Source organism: Colwellia sp. M166, assembly GCF_024585285.1.
Classification (GTDB): Bacteria; Pseudomonadota; Gammaproteobacteria; order Enterobacterales; family Alteromonadaceae; genus Cognaticolwellia.
The window spans coordinates 306640-319634 of record NZ_CP040755.1 but is presented as its reverse complement, the minus strand read 5'-3'; the positions used below and the strand labels follow the sequence as shown (position 1 = coordinate 319634).

Annotated in this window: 14 protein-coding genes; 6 read left to right on the top strand and 8 right to left on the bottom strand. The window is 38.8% G+C overall.

Annotated elements, in window-relative coordinates; all coding sequences use genetic code 11:
• Positions 1-43: 43 nt before the first annotated feature.
• Complete coding sequence (locus FGD67_RS01575) at positions 44-814, bottom strand: SDR family oxidoreductase (RefSeq protein WP_257173381.1); 771 nt, start codon at positions 812-814, stop codon at positions 44-46.
• Positions 815-857: 43 nt separating this feature from the next.
• Positions 858-1592 (bottom strand): histidine phosphatase family protein, encoded by a 735-nt coding sequence (locus tag FGD67_RS01570; protein WP_257173380.1) that lies wholly within the window; start codon positions 1590-1592, stop codon positions 858-860.
• A gap of 316 nt (positions 1593-1908) precedes the next feature.
• On the opposite strand from FGD67_RS01570, the gene FGD67_RS01565 reads away from it, so the two are divergent.
• Positions 1909-2820, top strand: coding sequence for a LysR family transcriptional regulator (locus tag FGD67_RS01565; protein WP_257173379.1), 912 nt, complete (start codon positions 1909-1911; stop codon positions 2818-2820).
• A 133-nt stretch (positions 2821-2953) separates the two neighbouring features.
• Here FGD67_RS01565 and FGD67_RS01560 read toward each other — a convergent pair whose 3' ends face one another.
• The 5 genes from FGD67_RS01560 to FGD67_RS01540 form a co-directional block, all read right to left on the bottom strand.
• Entirely contained in the window at positions 2954-3361 is a 408-nt protein-coding gene (locus FGD67_RS01560) for a hypothetical protein (RefSeq protein WP_257173378.1), read from the bottom strand.
• Between the two features lie 97 nt (positions 3362-3458).
• Positions 3459-3827, bottom strand: coding sequence for an MliC family protein (locus tag FGD67_RS01555; RefSeq protein WP_257173377.1), 369 nt, complete (start codon positions 3825-3827; stop codon positions 3459-3461).
• A 379-nt stretch (positions 3828-4206) separates the two neighbouring features.
• Complete coding sequence (locus FGD67_RS01550; protein ID WP_257173376.1) at positions 4207-4629, bottom strand: hypothetical protein; 423 nt, start codon at positions 4627-4629, stop codon at positions 4207-4209.
• A 93-nt stretch (positions 4630-4722) separates the two neighbouring features.
• Positions 4723-5598 carry an alpha/beta hydrolase gene (locus FGD67_RS01545; RefSeq protein WP_257173375.1) on the bottom strand — a complete coding sequence of 292 codons (876 nt, stop codon included), beginning with the start codon at positions 5596-5598 and terminating at the stop codon, positions 4723-4725.
• 278 nt (positions 5599-5876) lie between these two features.
• On the bottom strand, positions 5877-7091 hold the full coding sequence (locus FGD67_RS01540; protein WP_257173374.1) for a CaiB/BaiF CoA-transferase family protein: 1215 nt from the start codon (positions 7089-7091) through the stop codon (positions 5877-5879).
• Between the two features lie 185 nt (positions 7092-7276).
• On the opposite strand from FGD67_RS01540, the gene FGD67_RS01535 reads away from it, so the two are divergent.
• Positions 7277-8734 (top strand): NAD-dependent succinate-semialdehyde dehydrogenase, encoded by a 1458-nt coding sequence (locus FGD67_RS01535; protein WP_257173373.1) that lies wholly within the window; start codon positions 7277-7279, stop codon positions 8732-8734.
• 129 nt (positions 8735-8863) lie between these two features.
• Here the strand turns inward: FGD67_RS01535 and FGD67_RS01530 are convergent, their stop codons facing one another.
• Positions 8864-10102 (bottom strand): bifunctional alpha/beta hydrolase/OsmC family protein, encoded by a 1239-nt coding sequence (locus FGD67_RS01530; RefSeq protein ID WP_257173372.1) that lies wholly within the window; start codon positions 10100-10102, stop codon positions 8864-8866.
• Positions 10103-10268: 166 nt separating this feature from the next.
• On the opposite strand from FGD67_RS01530, the gene FGD67_RS01525 reads away from it, so the two are divergent.
• From FGD67_RS01525 to FGD67_RS01510, 4 genes are all read left to right on the top strand, one after another.
• Entirely contained in the window at positions 10269-11489 is a 1221-nt protein-coding gene (locus tag FGD67_RS01525; protein ID WP_257173371.1) for a Xaa-Pro peptidase family protein, read from the top strand.
• Between the two features lie 149 nt (positions 11490-11638).
• Positions 11639-12190, top strand: coding sequence for a septation protein A (locus FGD67_RS01520; protein WP_257173370.1), 552 nt, complete (start codon positions 11639-11641; stop codon positions 12188-12190).
• A gap of 45 nt (positions 12191-12235) precedes the next feature.
• A complete protein-coding gene (locus FGD67_RS01515; RefSeq protein WP_257173369.1) occupies positions 12236-12538 on the top strand; it encodes a YciI family protein in 303 nt (100 codons plus the stop codon).
• A gap of 17 nt (positions 12539-12555) precedes the next feature.
• On the top strand, positions 12556-12960 hold the full coding sequence (locus FGD67_RS01510) for a lysozyme inhibitor LprI family protein (RefSeq protein WP_257173368.1): 405 nt from the start codon (positions 12556-12558) through the stop codon (positions 12958-12960).
• Positions 12961-12995: the final 35 nt, after the last annotated feature.

Sequence of the window (12995 nt, the reverse complement as noted above, 5' to 3'; positions counted from 1 at the left end):
AGCGATAAAGAAATTCGCCAATAACGCTTAAGAGTATAAGGAGTTAACCAATAAGGTAACCGCCGTCAACGTTAATGGCAGTACCGGTTGTGTAGCTTGAAGCATCGGATGCTAAGTACAATACTGTACCGGCCATTTCTTCAGGTTTAGCAACACGCTTCATGGGTACATGTGCCATCGCTTGTTCTAAAATTTTAGGGTTATTGACTAAAGTAGAAGCAAACTTAGTATCTGTTGCTCCAGGTAATAATGCGTTAACGCGAATATTGAACTGTGCGCACTCTTTGGCAAAAGCTTTTGTCATCGAAATAACAGCGGCTTTAGTGATCGAATATATACCTTGGAAATCACCAGGAATAACACCATTAACTGATGCAACATTAACAATAGCACCGCCATTACTGGCTTTCATTAATTTAGCGCCTAAGGTCGACATAAAAAAATAACCACGAATATTAACATCAACAGTTTTTTCAAAAGCACTTAAATCGGTATCTAAAATATGACCGAAATATGGATTGGCAGCAGCATTATTCACTAAGATATCAAGTTTGCCATGTTGCTCACTGATCGCAGAGAAAATAGCTTCAATTTGTGTCATTTCGCCGATATGGCAGGCAATAGCTTGAGCACTACCACCCGCTTTAAGTATGTCATCAACAACCGCTTGGCAACCTTCAACTTTTCGGCTTGAAACAATAACGTGCGCGCCGTGTTGAGCAAGTAGCTTAGCGATACCTTCGCCTATGCCACGACTAGCACCAGTAACTAATGCGACTTTTCCTGATAAATCAAATAAATTGCCATTATTCATTTTATTTCCTACTTAAGTTTTAGTTAATTTATTTAACAAGCGATTACCTAAACGTTACCCAGTCATCGCCAGCTTGCTCCAAATGACTATAATTATTTAAATAGTCAACGCTCAACAAATTCTCTGAGAATAACAGTTTGGTGACACTGGTATTTCTAGCTTGTTGATTAATTTCTAATGCTTGTTGATCATTTAATTTTAAAATATGCTGAACGATCACCGATATTGTGCCGCCAGAAGTAAAAACTAGAATATCTTTAGATTTTTTAGCTTCGCTACCGTCTGCTTTAAATTGACGTTTATTGGCCAACTCTTGTGCAATAATATCTTGCAGTGCACGTATGCAACGAGCTTTAAATTGCAACCAGCTTTCTTTATATTCTTCATCTTTATCGCCTGATATCCAGCGATTCAGTGCTTGAGAAAATTCTTTTTGAAAGGTCTTATTCGGATTTTTCAGTTGTTTTATTTCATCACTCATTTTGGCAAGGTTCTGCCATTGTGCGTGGTAATTCTTTAAAATATCGACATGATCAAATTCGTTAAAACCTGAATGTATAATTGTTGGTGTTGCAGCACCTTGATAGCCTTCATTAAAACTAGACAATGTTTGGCTGTGACGAAGTAAGTCACCACAATAAAACTTACACGGTGTCGCTCTTGAACGCCAGTATTGACCTAATAGCACTGCCTGTTGCCATCCTTTATCAGACAACTGGTCATAGTCAGCACTACCAAATGAAGCTTGCCCATGTCTGATTAAATAAATTGCCGCCATGTTAGCACTCAACCTTAATATCAGTTTCTAGACTTAACATAGCGACTAATACAGCCACATTAGTGTTGTTGCTTAACTGAGTTTTACTGAGATTTTTTCGGTTATAAACAACCACGTTAACTCCTATACTTTTATGTCAATAATTAGCATTTTAAAATAGTACAGCGCTATATCGAATGTACTTGACTATGCTAAGCCGAGCATCTAAATTAAACAAATGAATAGTTCTAATACCCTACTATTGATATATTAAATAGTGCAAATGGTGTGATCGGACGGTTATTTGTCGTTATATCGAGTCAGCAATGGAGTGAAGATGAAAATTGATTTAAATTTATTTATAGTTTTCGATGCAATATATTGTGAAGGTAATATCACCAAAGCGGCTTCGGTACTTAATTTATCACAACCAGCCGTCAGTCACTCATTAGGTAAGCTGCGTACCTATTTCGATGATGCTTTGTTTATTAGACAAGGCAACGAAATGAGACCAACACCCGTAGCAAAAAATGTTATTGATGATGTCAGAGAAGCATTGCATCAATTACAGGTGTGCCTAGTACAATCTCGTCAATTTGAACCATTAACGTCACGGAAAAACTTCTCGCTCTCGTTACACGGTTCATTAGAGCCTTATTATTTACCGATACTGCAAGAAAGTTTATCGCTAGAGTCTCCGGCCATTAATCTACGCAGTAATAGACGTGTTAGACGCAGTGAGCTAGAAAACAAATTGGCCAGTGGAGATATAGATTTAGCAATTGATGCTTTGATCCCCGTCAGTAATAATATTTTGCATACCCAATTGGAGCTAGATCAACTGGTAGTGGTAGCGCGTAAAAACCACCCTGCACTTAACGGTAAACTCGACTTAGAAACATACCTTCGACTTGAACATATATTGGTTTCATCTCGTTCAACAGGCCCTGGCTTAGAAGATTTTGAACTTTCTCGTATTGGCCTACATCGTAAAATATCCTTACGCTGTCAACATGCTTTATCAGCCTGTCGCGTCCTGATAAGTAATGATATGTTGCTGACATTACCCAAAACCGCAGCAGAAATGTACGCGGATATGCTTGATATTGCCATTTACAAAATGCCCGTTGAATTACCGGATATCGATGTACATTTATACTGGCATGTTAATGTTGATAAAGAGCCGGCAAATAAGTGGCTGAGAAATAAAATGATTATGGCGGCATCAAATACAAAAAATCATCCTTGATAACAAAAAATTAGATAATTTCTGTGGAAGAAGTTTTATATTTCATTATATTGATTCGTCATTTTTATCGGGGGTAAAACTTTATTATTCTAGTGTTGTATTGGTATTACTTTTTTGCGTTTGGTGACATTTATTACTGATTTTCGTTGACCACAACATCAACTTTAACTTCATAGTGCTCTGCGTTAACATTAAATCTGTTACCAAAATACAGTATTGCCTCACCTTGCTTGTGGGCAATTAAATGACACACCATGCCACCAAATAGCACGCCGGGTTCACGAAATGGCACGATACTTCTCGCGGCTTTACAGTCTATGCTAGCAATATTTGTTGATGATGAGATCACCCAAGGGTAATAACCCCAGTACCCTGGAAAACCATTACCAACGGCTAACAGTTCAAGTGTTTGTCCTGTATTAACATTCAATACTTGCCCATCAGTTGTCTTTTCAAGTTCAGTTAGGTAACTGTATCTAGCACCAGCACAGCCCTGAAAAAGATAAGTCACTAAGATAATACCGAGTAAGTTAGTTTTCATTTTTTCACCTTATTAAGAGATAAAACATGGTTAAATTATTGGCTTAAATCAACATACGCGCAAAAATTAAATTTTACCAAAGTTTGCTTTCAAGCCATCATATTGAGTACTCAGTACAAGATTCGATAACTTGACCTGAAGTCCCGTCAGCAAGGTGACGAAACAGTGTCCCCTTGGCACCAGCACCACTGCCCTTCGTCCACCATTCGATGTCATTCGTAATATAGCGTGAACCGCTAGCAGAAACCGCTGCGCTCATTTTATAATGACTGCCTTGGTATTGCAGAAAAATAGCCTCTATTGATTGATAATTAACCACAATTTTTTCACCGCTTTGGCATTGATAATTATGCTCTGCATTGCTTAGTGCTGCTGATGTTTTACTTTTAGCTTGTACTTGTAATGGTTTTACGCAAGCAGATAAATGTAAAGTTAATAAAAACATTAATAAAACTATTATTTTCATATGAATATTTTTTCATTGTCAGCAAGTGGCTATTGAACTAACGATTTACCAAGCTAATAGCTTTGTAGTTAAATAGACAAACTTATAGTTTGTTAGGTTTCGATTCGTAGGTTTCGCTTATTATCTTTACGTTTTGAAGTAATAACGGCTACTGAACTATTCATCATGACTTCCTCTACTTTATTTTGTTTTATTAATTATGCTGTTAGGGGCCAATAACAAGCCAAACCACAACAAAACAATATCTCACCACTCACCACATAAATGCTGACCTCAGCCCCCATTTAGCTAAACGGTTATCGACATCATATAAAATTTCGTGACAACATCTGACAGCTGATCATTTTGTCTTCTCACCATTTAATACGATATTAATAAGTTAGCTTATGTTGGCCCATTGCTGCTTCAAACCAACAAAATGAACAATCGCAAATATTAAGCAAATTATTGAGCTCCACAGCCAAAATTCTGCCGAACGCCCCATAGGGGCATTAATAAAAAAGAAACCGATAATGCCACGTATTAGATAAATCAGTGTGATTAAGCTTAATACTGAGCGCATAAAGGGTAAACGAAAAAAAACACCCGCCGCAGAAAATGCATACAGTGACCAAATAGCAAGCACAACAACAATACTAATCGTGATCAACGTAGGCTGAATACTTCCTCGCTCTGCTAGTACTGCCATGTGTTCACCAGCACCAAAAAAACGATACCAAGGCGCACCAAAATATATACAGCCTAAATGTAATATCGCAGCAATAGCACTCAAAGTGCCAGCAATAATTAAAAAAATGTTCATGTACTGATAAACCTTATAATGTGCCTAACACGCTTATTGGCGCTAACGTATTAAACATTACTAACTAGCTAAAGAATTGCCAGACAGCACTCTTTAACGTTTAAATAACCAATATAAACCTTGAATTGCTGTTGTTGGAAAAGCCGTTTCATGGTTTGCCTCTTGTACAATTAATAATTTGACTTCGGTATGAGGGAACAGCGCTTGTGATATTTTTAATTTGAGTTCATTAGCGCCTTTGACCATGTCATGATTTGGAGAATCAAGATCCTTGGTTTCATTAGCCCCAACACCAATAAAAACTTTATGTTTGTTAAGGTTAAGCGTTGTTTTAATTTTAAGAATATCATTATCTTTAAACCATACCGATGGACTACCTAAAACATAGTTATTAAACATAGTTGGTTTAGTAAATAGTATATAAGCCCCGAATAACCCGCCAAGCGAATTACCCACAAAAGTTCTCGATTTACTTACTCTGTAGTTATTTTCGAGATATGAAAAAACTGATTGTTCAATAAACTCGCTATGCGCTTTGGCTTCTCCGATAGGGTATTTCCAGCTTACATCTTTACTATGCGTAAAGTCACGTACACGACTAGTGTGACCCCCTGAGCCTTTTGAATAGGATATTGCCACGATAATAGCTTCTTGCATTTTACCGGTATTCATCGGAAATCGAGTAGCGCCTGAGATCAGCTGAAAACTATATAGCGCATCGGTTAAATAAATAACCGGATATAACTTTTCAGAATTATGTTGGTACGAACGAGGCAATTTGATAAAAATTGGATAAACTCTAGCTGAATGTGGATCTTTAATGTCTACGACATTACTTCGCGGTATTTCAAAGGTATTGACCTTGTTTGAGTGGCGGCTTGGTGAATTCATGTTTTGTGAATGAGTACTCTGTGCATTCGCCCCTTGCACAGCGTCAATAAAGAGACAGATAAAAACAATTAACTTCATTCAAACTCCACTGTTCCATATAAAACTAAAATCAATTAACGTTAGGGGTAACGCTAGGTTATTTGCTTGTAACACTTTAAGGTGCACTTTCATAGCGACCAGCGACGACTAATTCAAGAGATACTTTTCAGGCATATTATTGCCTTTAAAATAAATACAGCACACTAGTTTCTCTGCTTTTAAAATACCGAAGAGCTTGAATAAAAACAAATAATTACGTAGATGATGACTCGAAATCCACATCGTTTGCTGCATTTACATTAGGCACATACGCGTCATCAACTGACAATTTCATTTTTTAATAGCTTGGCTATTTCCTCTTTATCATAATGCAAAAATTGCTTTAAAACTTGCTCACTGTGCTGACCAATATTCGGTGCAGCATGTTTATATTGCAAAGGGGTTTTGGAAAGATTAATGGGTGATGCTATGGTGTTTATCAGTAAGCCTTCTTCGTCAGGTATTTGCCTAACCATATTTCGATGTTGGATCTGAGGGTGATTAAATACTTGCTCTAACGTATTCACTGGGCCACAAGGCACCGCTATCGCTTCTAGGGTGGCAACCCAATAATCAGTACTGTGCTTAGCAATAATACTAGCTAATATAGGAATAAGTGCAGCACGATTTTCGACTCTTTGTTGGTTCGTTACAAATAATGTATTACTTGCTAATTCATGACATTGTGCAGCTTGACAGAACTTTTTAAATTGAGGGTCATTACCTATGGCTAATATTAAACTGCCATCTTGAGTTGCAAAGGTTTGGTATGGCACGATATTAGGATGGCCATTGCCTAAACGTTCAGGCACTTTTCCTGTCGCTAAGTAATTCATCCCCTGATTCGCCAAGCTGGCAACTTGCACATCAAGTAAAGCAATATCAATATGTTGACCTGTACCGGTATGGGCTTTCGCGAGCAATGCCGCAAGAATGGCGTTAGCACTATAAAGGCCGGTCATGACATCAACTACGGCAACGCCCACTTTCATTGGCTCGCCATCAACAGCACCAGTTAAACTCATTAATCCGCCCTCACCTTGGATCATCGCGTCATAGCCTGCTTTATGTGCGTATGGTCCTTGCTGACCAAAACCTGTAATTGAACAATAAATCAATTCAGGGTTAAGTAATTTAACCTGCTGATAGCTCAAACCATATTTTTCAAGACCGCCCACTTTATAGTTTTCTATCAGTACATCTGCTTTAGCGATCATATCTTTGATCACTTGTTGCCCTTCTGGTTGAGTAATATCTATTGCTATCGATTGTTTGTTACGGTTTGCACAATGATAATATGCCGCTTGGGCAGGTTGTTGATTTTTAGCGGCCTTGATAAAAGGAGGTCCCCAATGTCGGGTATCATCACCGGTTTTAGGTCGTTCAACCTTGATCACCTCAGCGCCCATATCCGCTAACATTTGTGATGCCCAAGGTCCTGCCAAAATTCGACTTAAGTCAATTACTTTAATACCCTTTAGCGCTTCAGACATTTCAAAACCTTCAATTTTATCGGATGTGCATAAAAACTGTTATGCAACTTGCTTAATTATGATAATTTATCGTTAACAGATAAAACAGCGTTAACAGTGATATTAATTTAGTAACGCTTAAATAACCTGTTACTTTGTTGGCATTTTTCCGATAATTTTTACCTCATTAAGTTAAGGAGAATATTTTGCAAAAAATTAAACAATCCACATTACTTAAAACCAGCTCATACATTAACGGTCATTGGCACGCATCTGATGCCACATTTGAGGTTGAAAATCCCGCAACGAATGAAGTAATAGCGCAAGTATCGGATGCGGGTGTTGATGAGGCAACATTGGCTATACAGGCAGCGAAAAAAGCCTTCAAAGCTTGGTCAGCCATGCCGGCACATGAACGAGCTAAGTTATTACGTAGTTGGTTTAATTTGATGATGGAACACCAAGACGACCTAGCCCGTATACTCACCCTTGAACAAGGTAAACCCTTAGCCGAAGCCAAAGGTGAAATAGCCTACGGTGCAGGCTTTATTGAATGGTTTGCCGAAGAAGGCAAGCGTGTATACGGCGATACCATCCCGAGTTTATCAGCAAAACAAAAAATCGTTGTTATCAAGCAAGCAGTGGGTGTTGTTGCCGCGATCACACCGTGGAACTTCCCTAATGCAATGATTGCCCGCAAAGCTTCGGCAGCGCTTGCTGCTGGTTGCACCTTTGTTGTTCGCCCTGCGGCACAAACCCCCTTATCAGCACTAGCAATGGCTGAATTAGCTGAGCAAGCGGGTATTCCTGCTGGCGTATTTAACGTCATTGTTGGGCAAGATGCTCGAGGCATTGGTGAAGTGTTTACCACGCATACTGATGTGGCCAAGTTTACTTTTACTGGCTCAACAGTGGTCGGGAAAAGCCTGATAAAACAATGCGCATCAACCGTTAAAAAGGTCTCAATGGAGCTTGGCGGTAATGCGCCCTTTATTGTCTTTAATGATGCCGATATTGCCGAAGCTGTCAAAGGCGCGATCAACTCGAAGTACAGAAATGCAGGTCAAACTTGTGTCTGTACAAACCGTATTTTTGTTCAAAAAGAGGTACTAGCCAGTTTTACTGAAAAATTCACTGATGCGGTTAATAACTTACATGTTGGCAACGGTATTGATGACAACATAGAAATTGGCCCGATGATCTCGGTTGAAGCCGTTGATAATGTCGCCAAATTAGTCGAGGAATCAATACAACAAGGCGCGATATTAAATACCGGTGGTAAACGCCATCAAGCCGGCAGTCACTTTTTTCAACCAACCATTTTGACCCAAGTAACACCAGATATGCCCGTGGCATACAATGAGGTATTTGGCCCTGTTTCACCCATTATTGCTTTTGATAATGAAAGTGATGTTATTGCCATGGCGAACGATACAGAATACGGTTTAGCCGCTTACTTTTATGCTCGTGATATTGGTCGTGTTTGGCGTGTTGCTGAAGCATTAGACTATGGCATGGTGGGTATTAATGAAGGCTTAATTTCCAATGTTGCAGCGCCATTTGGTGGTGTAAAGCAATCAGGTAGCGGCCGTGAAGGCTCTAAATATGGCTTAGATGATTATTTAGAGCTTAAATACCTCTGTATAGGGGGGATTAATGATTAACGGCTGCGTCACGTCGCAATCAACGTTGGGCCGGTGACAACAAGTTGTAGTGTTTGAATAAAGTTTGTACCTAAAAGCTGATCGTTATCAACAAGTTTAGGTACAAATTTCATTTGCAATAGTGATCGCTTATTCAGCGCGCAATTGACTAATTACCTCAACCTTACTATGCAGTGTTTTATGCACGGGACATTTATCGGCAATTTCTAAAAATCGAGCTTGTTGTTCCGTATCAAGCTCGCCAACAAAACTAATCTCTCGCACTATCGCTTCAATACCTTGAGTTTTATTCTCACATTGTTGGCAATCTTGTTGATAATTACGATCATGCCTTAGCTCAACTTTAATATGTTTAATCGCTAAACCTTTACGCACCGCGTACATGCGTAAGGTCATTGCCGTGCAAGCACCTAGGCCTGCCAGTATGTGCTCGTAGGGATCTGGCCCCATATTATTGCCGCCAACACTTTCTGGCTCATCAGCCAGCCAATAGTGACTATTGGTACTGATATGTTGGGTAAATTTATGATTTTTTTCTTCAACAATAACGTGGCCTTTACTGACCTGACTGTTAATATGATTACCCTTAACATCATTGTTTCTAAGTTCACTAGTGTCATGACTAATGTAACGCCCCGCCCAAGCAGCAATCACATCTGCAGCATATTCAGCATCACGTTTATTGGTTAACAGATGGTCGGCATCATCTAAACTAACAAAACTTTTCGGGTGCAATGCTGTTTGATATATTTTTTCAGCTTCACTAATGTTGACAGTCGTATCTATGGGTGAGTGCATAACCAGTAACGCTTTTCGTAATTGACTAATATGACTGGTGTCATAACGCTTAATATCATCCAAGAATTGTTTTTCTATGGTAAAAACACGGCCCGCTAAATTGACCTCTGCTTTACCATACTGTTCAATATCATCAAGTTGCAAAGCAAAATTATGCGCGACATGCGCTGCATCTGATGGCGCACCAATAGTAACCACCGCTGCGGCTTCTGTAACATGTTGAGCAACACCCAATACAGCGGCGCCACCTAAACTATGACCAATTAACAGGCGCGGCGCTTGATATTGTGCTCGAAGAAAGTCTGCGGCGGCAATTAGGTCTTGTATATTAGAGGAAAAATTACTGTTGGCAAAATCACCATCACTGTTACCTAAACCGGTAAAATCAAACCTTAATACCGCAATACCTTTGCTAACTAAAGCACGGCTAATACGTGAGGCGGCAGCAATATCTTTACCACAGGTAAAACAATGAGCAAATAAGGCATAAAACTTAACCTCAGATTCTGGGCTTTCCAGCAAACCACTGAGTTTATGCTTACCACTTATAAATTGTACTTTTTTACGCATAGATGCTCCTGTTGTTATTCGATTATCATCATAGGGCCATTAAAGTTGACCGCTGCGGCTTAAAATAAATTTCTTATCTGTTAATTCTCGCCAATTTAATACGATACATCTCATCAGTTATTGTATAAAATATACCTAAATTAAGTAAATTTTATAAGGCATAAATATGACCATTGGTGTTGGCGGCTCTTCCGCAAAAGTTGAACTAGAAAAATTGGTCAATATGACGAGCACAGTTCAAGCAATAACAGCAGCTGAATTAAACCAGCGTATAGCTAAAGCACAAGCTATTATGGTTGAAAATGATATTGCAGCTACTTATGTTAATGCTGGTACAAATTTATATTACTTCACAGGTACTCGATGGTACGCCAGCGAACGTATGGTTGGCGCCATTATTCCTCAACAAGGTGAGATTAAATATATCACGCCTTTCTTTGAAGTGAATACCTTAAGCCAATATATGACGGTTAAAGGCGAAATAAAAGGCTGGCAAGAGCATGAGAGCCCTTATATTTTATTTCAAAAAACCTTAGCAGAATTAGGTGTTAATAGCGGTCGAGTAGCCATAGATGAATCAACGGCGTTCTTTATTGCCAACGGCATCAAAAAAGCAGCGCCTGAATTAACACTTATTGATGCAAAATGTGTAACAGCTGGCTGTCGAGCAGAAAAGTCAGATACTGAAATAGCCTTATTACAACAAGCAAAAAATATGACACTTGAGGTTCATAAAGCCGCCGCACGTATTTTACGCGTTGGTATTTCTACCCAAGAAGTGACCGATTTTATCGATCAAGCACATCGTAAGCTAGGTGCTACTGCCGGGTCGTACTTTTGTATTGTATTGTTTGGTGAAGACTCCTCTTACCCTCATGGGGTAAAATCACCTAAAACGCTGGAAAAAAATGACATGGTATTAATTGATACCGGCTGCCAGGTTGAAGGTTACAATTCAGATATTACTCGTACTTATGTTTTTGGTGAGCCAACTCAGCGCCAACGTGAAATGTGGCTAGTCGAAAAGTTAGCACAAAAAGCTGCTTTCGATGCAGCTCACATTGGTGTACCGTGTGGCGATGTTGATGTCGCTGCAAGAGATTATATCGCCAGTCATAATATGGGCCCAGACTATGAAACTCCGGGTTGCCCACACAGAACAGGTCATGGCATTGGTTTAGATATTCACGAATGGCCTTACCTAATACGCAGTGATAGAACACCATTAACTAAAGGTATGTGTTTTTCAAACGAGCCAATGTTAGTGCTACCCCATGAATTTGGTGTGCGTTTAGAAGATCACTTTTACATGACCGATAGCGGCGCAAAATGGTTTACTGAGCCGTCTTATTCAATAGACGACCCTTTTGGTTACCAACAAGCTTAAAGGCCTAACGGCAGTGTTTTTTCAAACTTATTTTTAGTTTGGAAAAACACTAATATTTACCGACTATTCTATTTTAGATCGTTAAATAGTTTGGCGTATGGCTTAGCTTTGGATAGAATTGGCGCATTGTAATTTTTGATACCGAGCTTATGCACGCATTTTTAGAATATATTCCACTAGTTATTTTTTTCGTTTTCTATAAATTTGCTGATATTTATTGGGCCACAGGCTCATTAATTGTCGCATCTGCCATTCAAATCGGCTATTTCTTAATAAAAAAACAGCCAATACCGAAAAGAAATTTAGTTTTCTTTGGTTTAATTGCCATTTTTGGCGGCCTGACTATTTATATGCATGACGATACCTTCTTAAAATGGAAGGTTACTATTATCCAAGCTATTTTTGCTATCGCGCTTATTGTCAGCCAGAAAGTCTTCAATAAAAATATTATCAAAGAATTTTTAGGCGAGGCATTAACTTTGCCTGAAAGTATTTGGAATAAATTAAACCTTGCTTGGGCAATATTTTTCGCGACCTGTGGTCTACTCAATTGGTATGTGGCTTTCAACTTTAGTTTGGAAACTTGGGTTAATTTTAAAGTATTTGGTTTAACCGCATTAACCTTTGTTTTTGCTATCGGCTCAGTGTTGTCTTTATATAAATATATGCCGGATGAGCAAGCAGAAGAAAAAAAAGAATAGCGATTATTGATCGCTGTTAATTAAACAATAATTTTGGATGGAAAAATGTTTTATATTATCTATAGTGAAGATGTTGAAAATAGTTTAGCCTTGCGTTTGTCGGTACGTGAAGAGCATTTAGAGCGATTACGGACATTACAAGCACAAGGAAAGCTTCTTGTAGCTGGTCCTTGTCCTGCAATTGACAGTGAAAACCCTGGTGATGCTGGCTTTACTGGCTCGCTGATTATTGCCGAATTTGACAGTTTAGTTGCTGCTCAACAATGGGCAGATCAAGACCCCTACATAGCCGCGGGTGTTTATAAAAACGTTACCGTTAAACCGTACAAAAAAGTACTTCCAGCATAAGTATTAAATTTTTATTCATGAATCATAAAGCACTTAATAACTATATATTGCTCAGCAGTTTACTATTGTCTAGTAATGCTATGGCGAAAGATACCATAGCAAGCTGTGAAGAAAAAATGACTGCCACTGACGATATTTCAAGGTGCTTCGATAGCGTCAAAGAAAAAAAAGATCGTGAACTACAAACGTGGGTAAACAATCAAAGCTTTATATTAGAAGAGTTAGCGGCTAATAACGGCCGTCATGCTTCACTTAATATGTTTAAACGCTCACAACGTAACTTTATCAGTTATCGAGAAAATAACTGTCGTTGGCAGTATTTAGTGCTTGCGCCAGATCCCCGTGCAGCTGCCGCCTTTAAAAAATGTTATATCACCTTAACGCAATACCGTATTGAAGAGCTTGCCAGTCTTAATAAGTAGTTTAAGGCTGAATAAGCGGTAGTTAATTGATATTC